Genomic DNA, 13,414 nt, shown 5'->3' with positions numbered 1-13,414 from the left:
CGGTCGCGCTACGCGTGCTCGGCGAGCCAGTCGCGGACAGCGTCGGCGTTCGCGCCCTCGCGGAGAATCTCGCTGCGTTCGACGTCCACGACCGTGCTCCCGGTCCCGCCCGGGGTCTCGCCGGCGTTGAGGACGGCGTCGACCTGATCGCGGAATTCGGGGTTGAGGTCGCCGGGGTTCGTGACGCTCGGCTCGCCGGAGACGTTCGCGCTCGTCGCCGTAATCGGCGCCACGCGGTTGAGCAGCGCGAGCGCGACGTCGTGGTCGGGGACGCGGACGCCGACCTTTGCGCGGCCGCCCGTGAGGACGTCCGGCACGCTGTCGCGCTTCTCGCAGACGAGCGTCACCGGACCGGGGAGGAACTCGTCGGCGAACGCGCGCTCGGTCTCGCTCAGTCGGACGTGCTCGCTGGCGCTGCGCGCGTCCGGGAACGCCGCGGAGAGCGGCTTGTCGCGGTCTCGGCCCTTCGCCTCGAAGACGGCTTCGACGACGTCCGCGTCGAGGGCGTCCGCACCGAGGCCGTAGACGGTCTCTGTCGGATAGACGACGAGGCCGCCGTCCCGGATGGTGTCGGCGGCCGCGTCGAGGGCCGCGTCGCTGACAGTCATACTCGAGTGGTCGGTCGCCGCGCGAAAAAGCGTTACAGTCTCGGGCTACAGGCCGACGAGCGCGTCCTCGACCGCGTCGTAGTCCGGGAAGTTCGGCCACTCCTCGGCGACCCACGCGTACTCGACGGTGCCGTCGGCGGCGACGAGGAACACCGCGGGCCGGGGTTCACTGACGCCCGCCATCCCGTCGAGGTCGTGGCTGATGCCGTACTGCTCGGCGACGCCGTTCTGCGGGTCGCTGAACAGGCCCGCGAAGTCCTGGATGTCGCGCTCCTCGATGGTGGTCTTGTGCTCGTACGGCGACGAGATGGAGACGCCCGCAATCTGGACGCCGTACTCCTCGACGCCGCGCTCGCGGAGCTCGTTCCAGATGTACGTCGTCGGGAACGCGCCGTCCATCGGCGTGAACACCAGGAGGACAGGACCGTCGTTCAGGAGGTCCGACAGCGCGACGTCCTCCCAGTACTCGTCGTTCACGAGCGGCCGCGTGAAGTCGGGCGCCTCGTCGCCCTCCTCGACGTGGTCGGTCTCGGGGAGGTCGACGACCTCGAAGTCCAGCTCCATCAGTCGTCACCTCCGTAGGTGGCGTCGAGGTACTCCACGATGTTCGCGCTCTCGGCCATCGCCACGCCGGTCTCGTCGTCGATGATGGCGGGCACCGTGCGCGCGCCGACGATGCGCTTGACGGCGTCGCGGTCGGAGTGCATCGGTTCGACGAACCGGGAGTGGTAGTCGATGTCCAGTTCGTCCAGCTTGCGGACGACGCGCTCGCAGAACGGGCACGCTTGCAGGCGGTACAGCGTGACGTGGGCGTCGCTGTGCTCGGGTCGCGGCGGTGCGGTTCGCGCGCTCATGTGGGTCCGTTCGCTCGAAACCCGGGTAAACGCTTCGCCCGCGGCGGCCTCCGCGGGTGTAGTGAGTAAACTCTTAAACCGCGCGCTGAAAAGGGAGGCTGGAATGGGTACTTCGTCGCTCCCGCTGGCAGTGTTCCTGTTCGGGGTCGAGCTCACGCAGGACGTCATCGCCATCGTCGGCGTCGTCGCGATGGTCATCCTGATGGGGCTGTCGGCGTTCTTCTCGTCGTCGGAGCTGGCGATGTTCTCGCTGGCGCGTCACCGCATCGAAGCCCTCCAGGAGGACGGCCGGCCCGGCGCGAACCTCGTCGCGGAACTCAAGAGCGACCCGCACCGCCTGCTCATCACGATTCTCGTCGGCAACAACCTCGTGAACATCGCGATGTCCTCCATCGCGACGGGCCTGCTGGGTTTCTACCTCTCGCAGGGGCAGGCCGTGCTCGCGGCGACGTTCGGCGTCACCGCGCTCGTCCTGCTGTTCGGGGAGAGCGCGCCGAAGTCCTACGCCGTCGAGAACACGGAGTCGTGGGCGCTCACCATCGCCGGCCCCCTGAAGTGGTCCGAGCGCTTGCTCTACCCGCTGGTCGTCCTCTTCGACCACCTGACGCGGTGGGTTAACCAGGTGACCGGCGGTCGCGCCGCCATCGAGACGAGCTACGTCACGCGCTCCGAGATTCAGGACATGATCAAGACCGGGGAGCGCGAGGGCGTCATCGAGGAGGACGAGCGGGAGATGCTCCAGCGCATCTTCCGGTTCAACAACACCATCGCGAAGGAAGTGATGACGCCGCGCCTGGACATGAACGCCGTGCCGAAGGACGCCACCATCGAGGAGGCGATTCAGACGTGCACGCAGGCCGGCCACGAGCGCATCCCGGTCTACGAGGGCGCACTCGACAACATCATCGGCGTCGTCAGCCTCGAAGACCTCGTCCGCGAGTACCTCTACGGGGAGAGCGGGGGCATCGAACTCGAGGACCTCATCGAGCCGACGCTGCACGTCCCCGAGTCGAAGAACGTCGACGACCTGCTCCGGGAGATGCAGGACGAGCGCGTCCAGTTGGTCATCGTCATCGACGAGTTCGGCACCACCGAGGGCCTGCTCACCGCCGAGGACATCACCGAGGAGATCGTCGGGGAAATCCTGGAGGGCGAGGAGGAACTCCCCCTCAACTTCGTCGACGACGACACCGTCCGCGTGCGCGGCGAGGTGAACATCGAGGAGGTCAACGACGCCCTCGACATCGACCTGCCGGAGGGCGAGGAGTTCGAGACCATCGCGGGCTTTATCTTCAATCGCGCCGGCCGGCTGGTCGAGGAGGACGAGACGTTCCGCTTCGAGGACGTCGAACTCACCGCCGAGCGCGTCGAGAACACCCGAATCATGAAGGCGCGCGTGCGTCGGCTCCCCGAGGAGGAAGCCTCCGAGGAGACCGAACACGAGTCCCTCGAAGACGACGACCTGCACGAAGCGTAGCCGGCCCCGTTCGTTTCCGCGTGGCTGCTGGCGCGGGTTCCTCGCTCAGTCTTTGTTGACCATCACTTCGCTAGCCTTGATGACGGCCTGAACGTCGTCGCCTTCGGCGAGGTCGAGTCGGTCGGCAGACGACCGAGTGATGGTGGACGCGACTGTCTGTCCGTCGGGAAGTTCGATGACGACTTCGGCCACGACGTCGTTCGTATTTACGGACTTGACGGTTCCGGAGAGTCTGTTACGAGCACTGAGTGCCATACCACGTTCACGTCAGCAGGATTAAAAGACCTGCCGGTGGGACACAGTATCCGCCCGCCGTTCGTCGACTATCCCCTGCGCTTTCCGGCTGTTCTCCGGGTCGCTCTACGCGACGAACTGCCAGTGCCCCTGCTACAGAATCGCGTCCACCGCGAGGAAGCCGCCGTAGCCGATGCCGAGCGCGAGCGCCAGCGACGCCACCCACGCCAGCACCGTGAACAGCATCTTGCGCTTGCTGACGCCGCCGCCCGTGGAGGCTGCGTAGCCGGAGCCGACGATGGCGCTGACGATGATTTCGTTGAACGAAACGGGGATGCCGAAGAAGACGGCGGTCTGCGCGATGGCGAAACTCGGGATGAGCGCGGCAATCGAGCGCCGCGGCCCCAGCGAGGAGTAGTCCTGGCTGATGGCCTTAATCATGCGCGGCGCGCCGGTCCACGACCCGACGAGCAGGCCGATGCCGCCGCCGACGAGCACGTACGTCAGCGGGACGTCGCCGCCGACCAGCGGGAGCAGCGGCCCGACCGCGAGCCCGACCTGACTGCCGCCCGCGGAGAACGCGACGAGCCCGCCGAGCGCCAGCAGGAAGTGGCGCTGGCCGCGCTCCGGGTCGCCCTTGAGGTCCTGGTAGAGCACGCCCGCGACGACGAGCGCGCACAGCAGCGTGACGCCCACGTGGACGCCGAGTTCGAACCGGCCGGCGCTGACCGCGGCTGCTCGGGCGAGCGACTGACTCGTCCCGGACGGCCCGAGGAAGACGAACTGGACGTTCGCGAGAATGACGCCGACGACCGCGCCGAGCACCGGTACCGTCTGCGTGTCCCGGTCGATGCCGCGGAGACCGCGCGCGGTCACGTACGCGATGCCGCCGCCGACGAACGGCACGAGCACCCACAGCGTCGCAATCTGCTGATACTTCGCCCACGCCGGGCCCGCGCCCATCGCCAGCCCGGTGCCGACGACCGCACCCGTCACGGTGAACGCGGTCGCTATCGGGTAGCCGGTGAACACGCCGATGGCGACCAGCGTCGCGGCGATGATGAGCGCGGTCGTGGCGGCCAGCGGCGACAGGTTCGCGCCGACGAGCAGTTCGCTGCCGACCGCCTCGGAGACGTTCGCACCCTGGAAGACCGCGCCGGCGAACCCGAGGATGCCGACGATGAAGCCGGCACGCATCACGGTGATGGCGTTCGCGCCGACTGCGGGGGCGAACGGCGTCGACCCCGACGAGCCGGCACCGATAGCCCACGCCATGAACAGGCTCGCTACCGCCGCGACCACGAGTACCGCGAGTCCGGCTCCAGCCATTACGCCCGTTCTCCGTGCGGCCCACCTAAGAGACTACCGACCTGTCGGGCTGCCGCACCCGTTCAGTTCGTCGTGGACTTCGTGTCCGTGTCGTCGCCGTTCTGCTCGGGCGGCTCGACGCCCTCGACGGCCTCCGCGGTCTCGGTCTCGCGCTCGGTGTCGACGTGCCAGCGGTCGAGGTCCTCGAACGACTCGAGGTGCTCGCGGACGCCGTCCTTGACGTCGTCGTCGTTGACGTTCACCTCGAAGACGAACTCCTCCTGGCTGCGGATGCGCTGGATGTTCGCGCTCACGAGGTCGTTATCGAAGTAGTAGGGCGCGACTTGGGTCATCACGCGCTGATAGACGACGTTCTCGACCTTGCGGAGGGCCTGTCGGCCGGCCGTGTCCGCCGCGCGCTTGACGTGGCCGAGCGTGTCCTGCCACTTCTCGACGGCGGTGTCTGGTTCGCCCTCCTCGAGTTCCTCGTAGGACTCGGTGAGGCGCTCGCCGGCGGTCTGGAGCTCCTCGTCGGGCGAACGCCCCTCCTTCTCGCCCTCGCTCTCGCCGACGCTGGCTTGCTCGGCGGTCTTCTCGCTGACCTCCTCCTCGATGCGCTCGTGTGACTTCGGCCGCCAGTCGTTCCACTCCTCGAAGGCGTCCGGGTACTGTTCGTGGGCGTCGGCCTCGCGCAGCGCCTGTGTCACGCGCTCCCCGTGCTCGACGACGTCTCCCCACGTGCCGCGTTCCTTGAACCCGGCGACGCTCTCCTCCATCGTTGGCACACCTACGATGCCCGCCAATAAACATCTTGTCGCGTCGTGTGCACGCGCCACACCCGGCGCGCGAGCGATAGCGGGTTTTAAGCGGACTCGGACTCGCTCGTTACGTATGCCCATCGAGGACCGCGGCGACGCGAACGTGCTCACGCACGCGCTGGCGAAAGACACGCTCTCGCGGCTCCGCGACGTCGAAACCGAACAGGTGGAGTTCCGCAAGGGCCTCGTGAAGCTCGGCCGCATCTGCGGGTACGAAATCATCGACGGCGCGATGGAGACGGAGTTCGTCGCCATCGAGACGCCGCTCACGGAGACGACCGGCGAGCGCGTGAAGGGCCTCGACGACGTCGTCATCATCAACGTCTTGCGCGCCGCCACGCCGTTCGTGGAGGGCCTGCTGAAGGCGTTCCCGCGCGCCAAGCAGGGCGTCATCAGCGCGGGCCGCGACGAGGAAGCCGGCATGAACGAGGCCGGCGAGTTCCCCATCACCATCGACTACGTGAAACTCCCCGAAATCACGCCCCAGGACACCGTCATCGTCGCGGACCCGATGCTCGCCACCGGCTCGACGATGTGTACGGTGCTCGACCACGTCACCGAGGTCGCGCCCGACGACGTCGAGGACCTGTTCGTGCTGTCCGCGGTGAGCGCGCCGGACGGCCTGCTCCGCGTCGGCGAGCAGTTCCCGGAGACGGACCTGCTGACGGTCGCCATCGACGACCACCTCGACGACGACGGCTTCATCGTCCCCGGCCTCGGCGACGCCGGCGACCGCGCGTTCCGCACGACCTGACCCGCACGTATAAGACGCCGCCCGTTCTGTTCGTGGCCATGAGCGAGGACACGGAGCCGTGTGACTGGTGTGGGGAGTCGGTGGCGGACCCACTCTCGCGGACCGCCCGGGTGACCGTCGACCGCTCGCAAATCGACAGCCAGCGGCTCTGCCCGGAGTGTTTCGCAAATTGGATCGACCGCTACGACGCGGAGATGCGCCCGGAAGACGACGACTCGGACCAGACCGTCATCGAGGACGGCGACAGCGACACCGACATCATCGTCGACTGACGCCGAACCGCGACCCCTTCGTTTCACCTCCCGAGACCTACGCAGTCACGGGGTTTCGCGGCTCCCCGAGCACTCCCGAAGCCGACCCCCGAACTGCTCTATAGTCGTCCCGAGCGCTCCCGACTACTCGCGCTCGTCGTCAGCGTTCTCGTCGGCATCCTCCTCGCCAGCCGTGAGCCCGTCGTTCCGCGGCCGGTCGAGTGCGCGCTCGGCGTCGCTGTGCTCGGTGTAGCCGTCGAACCACCGGACGAGGCGCTCGATGCGGTCGACGACGTGGCCGGGTTCGCCGGAGCGCGAGAGTTCGTGGCCCTCGCGGGGGTAGCGCACGAGCCGCGTGTCCACGTCGTGTTTCTTCAGCGAGAGGTAGAACAGTTCGGCGGTGTTGGCGGGCGTACGGTAGTCCTGCTCGGAGTGCAGCAGGAGCGTGGGCGTGTCCACGTACTCGACGTACGCCGCGGGCGACTGGTCCCAGAGGAACTCGGGGTCGCTCCACGGCACCGCCCGGAAGTCGCCCTCCACGAGTTTGTAGGCGTCCGTGGAGCCGAAAAACCCCGTGAGGTCGTAGACGCCGCGCTGGGCGACCGCGCCCGCGAAGAAGTCCGTGTGGCCGACGATCCAGCCGGTCATGAACCCGCCGAAGCTCCCGCCCGTGACGAACGCCGCTTCCTCGTCGACGCACTCCCGGTCCGCGACCTCGCGGGTGCCCGCCATCACGTCCTGCATCGTCACGTCGCCCCAGTCGCGCTCGATGCTGGTCATGAAGTCCTCGCCGTAGCCCGTGGAGCCGCGCGGGTTGCACCAGAAGACGACGTAGCCGCGCGCGGCCAGCGTCTGGAATTCGTGCCACATCGACCCCGTCGTCGACCACATCCGGTGGGGGCCGCCGTGAATCTCCACGGCGAGCGGGTACTCCTCGTCCGGACTGAAATCCGGCGGCGTCAACACCCATCCCTGAATCTCCGTACCGCCGGACTCGAAGCGGACCTCCTCGGGCTCGCGGACCGCGCGCCCGGCGAGATAGTCGGCGTTCACGCGCGTCAGCGTGACCTCCTCGGCCCCGCCCGGCGTCGCCGCCACCACGTCCCCGGGGTGGTCCCACTCCGACTGCACGACGCCGACGGCGTCACGGGAGACGGAGAACCCGTGGACGTGGCGGTCGCCACCGAGCACGACCTCGACCGCCCCCGTCTTCGGGTCGAGGCGCCGCAGCACGTAGCCGCCCTCGTCGGGTGTGCAGACGTAGAGGTAGTCGCCGGCCGGCCCCCACTCGGGCGCGTGGCTCGCGTTCCACAGTTCGAGGTCGCGGTCGAGGCCCGCCGTGAGGTGCGTGACTTCACCGACCTCTCGGGTGAACAGTTCGACCTCGGTCTGGACGAGCGTCGGTTCGTCGGCGGGCGTCGTCGTGTACGCGATGCGGTCGTGCGGCCGCGACGAGTCCACGGCCAGCGTCGGCCCCCAGCCCTCCACGACGGTGACCGTCTCGGTCTCGCCGTCCCCGGGGTCGTAGGCCTCGACCTCCCAGCGGAGTTCGTCGTCGCTGCCGTACCGAATCGGGTAGTAGAGGTCGTCGCCCCACGCCGGCCGCAGGCAGTCGACGTCGCCGCTCGTGACGCGCTCGACCTCGCCCGCGTCGACGTCGGCGGTGTAGACGTGCGAGCGCGCGCCGTCGGCGTACGACTCGTTCGACCGGTAGATGTGGCGGTCGATGACCCGCGGGTCCGGATCCTCGCGCTCGTACTCCGCGGCCACTTCGAGGTCGTGCCCGGCCTCGACTTCCTCCGGGCGCACCGACTGCAGGAAGGCGATCCGTTCTCCGTCGGGTCCCCACGCAATGCCGGAGACACCGCCCACGACGTCCGTCACTTGTTCCGCTTCGCCGCCATCCGTCGGCACGACCCACAACTGCGGTCGCTCGTCACTCGCGCCTCTGGTCGAAACGAACGCGATGCGGTCCCCCGAAGGACTCCACGTCGGCTCGGAGTCCATGCCCTCTTCGACGGTGAAGCGCTTTGGCTCGCCGCCGTCGGTCGGGGCGACGTACACCGTCGCCTCGTACTCGGTCTCGGATACCGGGGTCTGCTGGACGTACGCCACGCGCTCCCCGGCCGGCGACACCGCTGGGTGGGAGAGCCGTGAGAACTCGAAGTAGTCGCTGGCCTCGACGCGATTCATGCCCGCACCCACTGCCGGCGCGCGCATAGGCGTTTGGCTCCCCGACGTCTTCCGGCTACTCGACGGCCGCCCGCCCGCTGGTCGCGCTCTGGATGCGCTCGCGGAGGTCGCCGGCGTCCTCGCTGGCGACGGTCACGTCGAAGGCCACGTCCTCGCCGTAGTCGGCGTCGAAGTCGCAGTCCGCGCTCTCCAGAATCCCCCGCACGGTGCCGGAGTCGTCGTACTCCACGGTGACGGTGAATCGCTCCTGTGGCCGCTGCTCGACGACGCCGGCGTCCTCGATGGCCTCCTTCGCGGCCCGCGAGTACGCTCGCGCGAGCCCGCCGACGCCGAGGTTCGTGCCGCCGTAGTACCGCGTCACGACGACCACCGCGTTCTCGACGTCCTGCTGCTGGAGGACGTTCAGCGCGGGCTTCCCCGCGGAGCCCGTGGGCTCGCCGTCGTCGGACTGGTACTCGCGGAGCATGTACCCGTCGCCGGGACCGCCGGATTCCACGCGCACCCGGTACGCGGGCACGTTGTGCGTGGCGTCAGCGTGCTCGCGCTCGACAGACTCGACGAACGCCTCCGCGTCCTCGACGGCGGGCGCGGGCGCGGCGTACCCGATAAACTCCGAGCCCTGCACCTCGAAGTCGGCCTCACCGCGGCCCGCGAGCGTCCGGTACGCGTCAGTCACGTGCTCGTCTCGGGGAGCGAGCACGTTCCCGTTTGCGGTTGCGCGCGCCGCGTCTGCCGGGCGACGCACGGTCGCGTGTCGCCCGAAGTACGGGCCAGCGCCGCGCTCCCAAAGGGTTATGCGTACGCTCGCGCAACAGAACGTCGATGGCCGCGCTGACGACGCTGGAACTCGTCTACGTCCTCTTCAGCATCGCGCTCTCCCTCTCGGGGCTGGCGATGGTGGCGCTCGCCGCGAACGCCTACCTCCAGACCGAGCGCCGGGAGATGCTGTTGCTCTCGCTGGGCTTCTCCATCATCGTCGCGGCCGCAATCGCCACCACGGTGTCGGCGTTCTCCCAGGACTTCCGGAACGCCATCGTCCTCCTGACGGTCAACTACGCGCTCACGACCATCGGCTACCTCTTCGTCATCGCGAGCGTCGTCGGCGACCGCTAGGAGAGTTCGACCGACCGCACGAACGGCTTGTTCATCAGTTCGGTCAACACGTCACCGGGCAGGTCCTCGTCCGTGACGAGGTAGAGCCGCGGCTCGTCCGTGAATTCGGGGTCCTCGCTGATCGTCTGCCGGATGCTGATGCCGTGCTCGGCGAGCAGCCCCGTCACTTCGGCGACGATGCCGGGCTCGTCGGCGTCCTGCACCTCCACCGTGACGACGGTCAAGTCGAGGACGGGCGCGAGGTCCATCAGGCTCGGAATCTGGCTGATGTTCTGGAAGATGCGGCGCAACTCGTCGTCCTCGAGGATTGCTTCCGTCGTCGAGTCCACGACGCGGCGGTCGACGCCCGCGGCGTCGGCGACCTGCGTGTACGGAATCTCGATGTCGCCGGAGACCACGCGGCCGTCGTCGTTCACGGAGAACCCCCGTTCGAGCAGCAGCCGGATGACGGCCTGCTGGCCGGGGCTGCCCGCGAACTTCTGCATGATGTCCTCGAACATACGACGACGCAGGCGGCGGGCCGGCAAAACGGTGTGGGTGCGCGGCGCTCGGCAGGACTTTTGCCGCCCCGCCTCGTCGCCTCGTGCATGCGCCAACTCGACACGTGTGACTTCTGTGGCGACGCCGCCGACGGCGTCTACGAGGTCGTGCCCGCCTCCGTCGCCGGCGAGTCCCGACGCCTCGCGCTCTGCACGGACTGCCGAGCGACCCTCCAGTCGGTCGTCGACCCGCTGCTCGACGCCGCGGGCTCCCCGTCCGCCGCCGCTCCCAAAGCCGAGAGCGACTTCGAGACTGAATCTGCCGAGCGGACCGACGGCGACGCCGAGCGTGCTGCAGCCGAATCCGCCGACTCGACCGCCGAGCCCGCCGCGGACGACGGCATCGTCATCGAATCCGGGAGTGCGGACGAACCGGAAGCAGCGGAGACGGTGGACGTCGACGACGCCGACACCAGTAGCACGCAGTCGAAGCGCCGGCCGTCGGGCTACGCGCAAGTAATTCGCTTGCTCCAGAACCGCGACGGCGCGATGCCCCGCGACGACCTGCGCGCGCTTGCGACGAACGCCTACGACCTCGGCGGCCGCGAGTTCGACGAAGTTGTCGAGGCCGCCGTCGAGAACGGCGACCTCGAGGAATCGCCTGCGGGCTTGCGGACGACCTGAGCACCGGTCGCGGCGTCCCAAATACTGATAAGCCCTTGCGTCACTGTCCTACTCGAAGCGCTGCTCCGCCGGGACCAGCGAGATACACACGATGGAATGTTTCCGATGCGGCCGCGGCGGCGACTACGACCGAATCACCGTGAAGCGGTCCTCCGGTACTGTGGAGGGCGGCCTGTGCGTGGCCTGCGAGACGAGCTGGCTGAACGGCCACGCGGAGCCGGGCGGCTGCTCGATGGCCGTCTGCTTCGACTGTGGCGGCGAGCCGGACTTCGTCTTCCCGAAGTGGGACTCGATCGTCACCAGCGAGAACGGCAGCGGCCTGGTCGAAACCGAGTACCGCGTCACGCTGACGACGCCCGGCAGCTGCTCGGCGTGCCTCCGCGAATAATGCGATAGCGATAGCGCGCCCGTCACCGGCCGCGCACACCGACTCGCCGTCGGCTGCTACAGTTCTCCTTTCGTCGACGGCGTCCCGGAGCGCCGCTCGTCGATGCGCGTCGCGTCGTCCAGCGCCCGCGCGACGCCCTTGAATAGCGCCTCTATCTCGTGGTGGGCGTTCTCCCCCTCCACCTCGCAGTGCAGCGTCAAGCCCGCGTGCATCGCCAGCGACCGGAAGAAGTGCGCCGCCATCGTGCTCGTGAACTCGCCGACGTACGGCTGACTGAACTCGCCCTCGAACTCGTACAGCGGCCGCCCCGAGACGTCCACGACGACGCTCGCGACTGCCTCGTCCAGCGGTACGCGGCGGTCCGCGAACCGCTCGATGCCGCGCTTCTCCCCGAGCGCCTCCGCGACCGCCTCCCCGACGGCGATGCCCACGTCCTCGACGGTGTGGTGGTCGTCGATATCTAGATCGCCGTCACAGCGCACGGTCACGTCGAACAGTCCGTGCTTCGCGAACGACTCCAGCATGTGGTCGAAAAAGCCCACGCCGGTGTCCACGGTGCTGTCGCCGTCCCCGTCCACGTCCAGCGTCACGTCGATGTCCGTCTCCGCCGTCTCGCGGCTCACGGCGGCCGTCCGGTCGGTCATGTACGGGGCGTGGGCGTCCGTCTACAAGGCCGTTCCGCCTGCTAGATAGACTCAACCGAGACACCTGCAAGAACGTAGTCGACGCTTCCTCGAAAGCCCCCTCCCGCTGGCGGCCACTCGCTCGCTGCGCGCTTCCCTCGCTACGCTCGGTCCAGTGCTTGCGTCGCGAGTGACCGCCAGCGGTCGGCCCCTTTCAGTCCACCCACTACCGGTTGGGTAGTCTGCTACAGCGCGCGATGGTCCGGAATCCGCTACTACAGGGCTTCCTTGGCTTCTTCGAGGGTGAAGTTCCCCTCGTAGAGCGCGGTGCCGACGACGACGGCGGCCGCGCCCGCGTCGCGGAGCGCGAGCACGTCGTCGATTTCGGCGACGCCGCCGCTCGCGACGACCGGGATGTCGACGCTGTCGGCGAGCCGCTGGACGGGCTCGGTCTCGACGCCCTCCTGCTGGCCCTCGACGTCGACGTTCGTGAACAGAATCGAGCCCGCACCCAGGTCCGCGTAGCGCTGGGCGGCCTCCGCAGGGTCCAAGCCCGTGCCCTCCGTCCAGCCCTCGACGACGACCTCGCCGTCCTTCGCGTCGAGGCTCACCATCACGCTGCCCGGGTGCTCCGCGCTGATTTCGCCGACGATTTCCGGGTTCTCGACGGCTGCGGTGCCGAGGATGACGCGGTCGACGCCGCGCTCCAGGAGTTCGGTGGCGTCCGCGACGCTGCGGATGCCGCCGCCGACCTGGACGTCCACGCTCGTCGCGTCGAGGATGCGCTCGACGGCTTCCGCGTTCCCGCGCTCGCCCTCGAACGCCCCGTCGAGGTCGACGAGGTGGAGCGTCCGCGCGCCCGCCGACACCCACCGCTGGGCGGCCTCCACGGGGTCGCCGTAGCGCCGCTCGGTGCCGCGCTCGCCCTGCACGAGCTGGACGACCTCGCCGTCCTGCATGTCCACCGCCGGTACGACCTCGAAGGACTCGAACGCCATACCGTCGTGTGGGGGTGGCTCCCCTAAAAGCGTCCCGTCACTGGCGAATCCCGGAAAATCGAACGTTCGTGGGGTGTTGCACCCATTCCCGTCGTTCGCCGAGAACGAAAACTACTATGCCGGCGGACTGCGAACGGTTCGAACGATGCCGACGGTTGAATACCTCAATTACGAGACTCTGGACGACCAGGGCTGGGACATGGACGACGACGACCTCTTCGAGAAGGCTGCCGACGCAGGCCTCGACGACGAGGACTACGGCACGCTCGACGTTGCCGAGGGCGAGTACATCCTCGAAGCCGCCGAGGCGCAGGGCTACGACTGGCCGTTCTCGTGCCGCGCCGGCGCGTGTGCGAACTGCGCGTCCATCGTGAAGGAAGGCGAAATCGACATGGACATGCAGCAGATTCTCTCCGACGAGGAAGTCGAAGAGAAGAACGTCCGCCTGACCTGCATCGGCTCCCCGGCCGCCGACGAAGTCAAGATCGTCTACAACGCCAAGCACCTCGACTACCTGCAGAACCGCGTCATCTAAGCCGCGACACGGGTCGCTCCCGACCCCGAATTTTTGCGAGCCGCCGTCCGCCGAGGACGGCGTGTCTTCTCTCCCGTATCCACGCGTACCCCGTAGC

Annotated in this window: 18 protein-coding genes; 7 read left to right on the top strand and 11 right to left on the bottom strand. The window is 68.4% G+C overall.

Features of this window, described 5'->3' with window-relative positions; genetic code table 11:
- Positions 1-8: 8 nt before the first annotated feature.
- Genes LPA44_RS03550 through LPA44_RS03540 form a run of 3 tightly spaced genes read right to left on the bottom strand, consistent with a single transcriptional unit; the run spans position 9 to position 1,462 of the window.
- Positions 9-608, bottom strand: coding sequence for an L-threonylcarbamoyladenylate synthase (locus LPA44_RS03550; RefSeq protein ID WP_230888206.1), 600 nt, complete (start codon positions 606-608; stop codon positions 9-11).
- Positions 609-653: 45 nt separating this feature from the next.
- Positions 654-1,172 carry a redoxin domain-containing protein gene (locus tag LPA44_RS03545; protein ID WP_230888205.1) on the bottom strand — a complete coding sequence of 173 codons (519 nt, stop codon included), beginning with the start codon at positions 1,170-1,172 and terminating at the stop codon, positions 654-656.
- Entirely contained in the window at positions 1,172-1,462 is a 291-nt protein-coding gene (locus tag LPA44_RS03540; RefSeq protein WP_230888204.1) for a glutaredoxin family protein, read from the bottom strand. The genes LPA44_RS03545 and LPA44_RS03540 overlap by 1 nt, the downstream gene beginning before the upstream one ends.
- 103 nt (positions 1,463-1,565) lie before the next feature.
- On the opposite strand from LPA44_RS03540, the gene LPA44_RS03535 reads away from it, so the two are divergent.
- Positions 1,566-2,939 (top strand): hemolysin family protein, encoded by a 1,374-nt coding sequence (locus LPA44_RS03535; RefSeq protein ID WP_230888203.1) that lies wholly within the window; start codon positions 1,566-1,568, stop codon positions 2,937-2,939.
- A 45-nt stretch (positions 2,940-2,984) separates the two neighbouring features.
- On the opposite strand, the gene LPA44_RS03530 is transcribed toward LPA44_RS03535, so the two are convergent.
- From LPA44_RS03530 to LPA44_RS03520, 3 genes are all read right to left on the bottom strand, one after another.
- A complete protein-coding gene (locus LPA44_RS03530; RefSeq protein ID WP_230888202.1) occupies positions 2,985-3,194 on the bottom strand; it encodes a TOBE domain-containing protein in 210 nt (69 codons plus the stop codon).
- A 132-nt stretch (positions 3,195-3,326) separates the two neighbouring features.
- Positions 3,327-4,502, bottom strand: coding sequence for an inorganic phosphate transporter (locus LPA44_RS03525; RefSeq protein ID WP_230888201.1), 1,176 nt, complete (start codon positions 4,500-4,502; stop codon positions 3,327-3,329).
- Between the two features lie 62 nt (positions 4,503-4,564).
- Positions 4,565-5,257 (bottom strand): DUF5828 family protein, encoded by a 693-nt coding sequence (locus LPA44_RS03520; RefSeq protein ID WP_230888200.1) that lies wholly within the window; start codon positions 5,255-5,257, stop codon positions 4,565-4,567.
- Between the two features lie 115 nt (positions 5,258-5,372).
- On the opposite strand from LPA44_RS03520, the gene upp reads away from it, so the two are divergent.
- Positions 5,373-6,053 carry a uracil phosphoribosyltransferase gene (gene upp, locus LPA44_RS03515; RefSeq protein ID WP_230888199.1) on the top strand — a complete coding sequence of 227 codons (681 nt, stop codon included), beginning with the start codon at positions 5,373-5,375 and terminating at the stop codon, positions 6,051-6,053.
- A 32-nt stretch (positions 6,054-6,085) separates the two neighbouring features.
- Positions 6,086-6,325, top strand: coding sequence for a DUF7569 family protein (locus LPA44_RS03510; RefSeq protein WP_442903358.1), 240 nt, complete (start codon positions 6,086-6,088; stop codon positions 6,323-6,325).
- 123 nt (positions 6,326-6,448) lie between these two features.
- Here LPA44_RS03510 and LPA44_RS03505 read toward each other — a convergent pair whose 3' ends face one another.
- Positions 6,449-8,497: a S9 family peptidase gene (locus tag LPA44_RS03505; protein ID WP_230888197.1), complete on the bottom strand. Its 2,049-nt coding sequence runs from the start codon at positions 8,495-8,497 to the stop codon at positions 6,449-6,451.
- A 55-nt stretch (positions 8,498-8,552) separates the two neighbouring features.
- Complete coding sequence (locus LPA44_RS03500) at positions 8,553-9,173, bottom strand: IMPACT family protein (protein ID WP_230888304.1); 621 nt, start codon at positions 9,171-9,173, stop codon at positions 8,553-8,555.
- A 146-nt stretch (positions 9,174-9,319) separates the two neighbouring features.
- On the opposite strand from LPA44_RS03500, the gene LPA44_RS03495 reads away from it, so the two are divergent.
- A complete protein-coding gene (locus LPA44_RS03495; protein ID WP_230888196.1) occupies positions 9,320-9,610 on the top strand; it encodes a hypothetical protein in 291 nt (96 codons plus the stop codon).
- Here the strand turns inward: LPA44_RS03495 and LPA44_RS03490 are convergent.
- The gene (locus tag LPA44_RS03490; protein WP_230888195.1) at positions 9,607-10,110 is read right to left on the bottom strand and encodes an ACT domain-containing protein; all 504 of its coding nucleotides are present in this window, start codon (positions 10,108-10,110) and stop codon (positions 9,607-9,609) included. The genes LPA44_RS03495 and LPA44_RS03490 overlap by 4 nt on opposite strands.
- 87 nt (positions 10,111-10,197) lie before the next feature.
- Between LPA44_RS03490 and LPA44_RS03485 the strand changes: the two genes are divergently transcribed.
- Together LPA44_RS03485 and LPA44_RS03480 are read left to right on the top strand one after the other, a co-directional pair.
- Complete coding sequence (locus tag LPA44_RS03485) at positions 10,198-10,773, top strand: hypothetical protein (RefSeq protein WP_230888194.1); 576 nt, start codon at positions 10,198-10,200, stop codon at positions 10,771-10,773.
- Positions 10,774-10,864: 91 nt separating this feature from the next.
- Positions 10,865-11,161, top strand: a complete 297-nt coding sequence (locus LPA44_RS03480) for a hypothetical protein (protein WP_230888193.1) — start codon at positions 10,865-10,867, stop codon at positions 11,159-11,161.
- 56 nt (positions 11,162-11,217) lie between these two features.
- Here LPA44_RS03480 and hisB read toward each other — a convergent pair whose 3' ends face one another.
- Both hisB and hisA read right to left on the bottom strand, forming a co-directional pair.
- On the bottom strand, positions 11,218-11,805 hold the full coding sequence (gene hisB, locus LPA44_RS03475; protein ID WP_230888192.1) for an imidazoleglycerol-phosphate dehydratase HisB: 588 nt from the start codon (positions 11,803-11,805) through the stop codon (positions 11,218-11,220).
- Positions 11,806-12,059: 254 nt separating this feature from the next.
- Entirely contained in the window at positions 12,060-12,782 is a 723-nt protein-coding gene (hisA, locus tag LPA44_RS03470; RefSeq protein WP_230888191.1) for a 1-(5-phosphoribosyl)-5-[(5-phosphoribosylamino)methylideneamino]imidazole-4-carboxamide isomerase, read from the bottom strand.
- A gap of 145 nt (positions 12,783-12,927) precedes the next feature.
- Between hisA and fer2 the strand changes: the two genes are divergently transcribed.
- Positions 12,928-13,317, top strand: coding sequence for a ferredoxin Fer2 (gene fer2 / locus LPA44_RS03465; RefSeq protein WP_058984391.1), 390 nt, complete (start codon positions 12,928-12,930; stop codon positions 13,315-13,317).
- Positions 13,318-13,414: the final 97 nt, after the last annotated feature.

This window comes from Halobacterium sp. KA-4, assembly GCF_021028995.1.
Lineage (GTDB): Archaea > Halobacteriota > Halobacteria > Halobacteriales > Halobacteriaceae > Halobacterium.
This window is presented reverse-complemented; position numbering and strand designations above follow the sequence as displayed.

Excerpts from the sequence above, each read along its gene's own strand:
- LPA44_RS03550 (WP_230888206.1), bottom strand. The coding sequence starts at position 608 with ATGACTGTCAGCGACGCGGCCCTCGACGCGGCCGCCGACACCATCCGG.
- LPA44_RS03545 (WP_230888205.1), bottom strand. The coding sequence starts at position 1,172 with ATGGAGCTGGACTTCGAGGTCGTCGACCTCCCCGAGACCGACCACGTC.
- LPA44_RS03540 (WP_230888204.1), bottom strand. The coding sequence starts at position 1,462 with ATGAGCGCGCGAACCGCACCGCCGCGACCCGAGCACAGCGACGCCCAC.
- LPA44_RS03535 (WP_230888203.1), top strand. The coding sequence starts at position 1,566 with ATGGGTACTTCGTCGCTCCCGCTGGCAGTGTTCCTGTTCGGGGTCGAG.
- LPA44_RS03530 (WP_230888202.1), bottom strand. The coding sequence starts at position 3,194 with ATGGCACTCAGTGCTCGTAACAGACTCTCCGGAACCGTCAAGTCCGTA.
- LPA44_RS03525 (WP_230888201.1), bottom strand. The coding sequence starts at position 4,502 with ATGGCTGGAGCCGGACTCGCGGTACTCGTGGTCGCGGCGGTAGCGAGC.
- LPA44_RS03520 (WP_230888200.1), bottom strand. The coding sequence starts at position 5,257 with ATGGAGGAGAGCGTCGCCGGGTTCAAGGAACGCGGCACGTGGGGAGAC.
- upp (WP_230888199.1), top strand. The coding sequence starts at position 5,373 with ATGCCCATCGAGGACCGCGGCGACGCGAACGTGCTCACGCACGCGCTG.
- LPA44_RS03505 (WP_230888197.1), bottom strand. The coding sequence starts at position 8,497 with ATGAATCGCGTCGAGGCCAGCGACTACTTCGAGTTCTCACGGCTCTCC.
- LPA44_RS03495 (WP_230888196.1), top strand. The coding sequence starts at position 9,320 with ATGGCCGCGCTGACGACGCTGGAACTCGTCTACGTCCTCTTCAGCATC.
- LPA44_RS03490 (WP_230888195.1), bottom strand. The coding sequence starts at position 10,110 with ATGTTCGAGGACATCATGCAGAAGTTCGCGGGCAGCCCCGGCCAGCAG.
- LPA44_RS03485 (WP_230888194.1), top strand. The coding sequence starts at position 10,198 with ATGCGCCAACTCGACACGTGTGACTTCTGTGGCGACGCCGCCGACGGC.
- LPA44_RS03480 (WP_230888193.1), top strand. The coding sequence starts at position 10,865 with ATGGAATGTTTCCGATGCGGCCGCGGCGGCGACTACGACCGAATCACC.
- hisB (WP_230888192.1), bottom strand. The coding sequence starts at position 11,805 with ATGACCGACCGGACGGCCGCCGTGAGCCGCGAGACGGCGGAGACGGAC.
- hisA (WP_230888191.1), bottom strand. The coding sequence starts at position 12,782 with ATGGCGTTCGAGTCCTTCGAGGTCGTACCGGCGGTGGACATGCAGGAC.
- fer2 (WP_058984391.1), top strand. The coding sequence starts at position 12,928 with ATGCCGACGGTTGAATACCTCAATTACGAGACTCTGGACGACCAGGGC.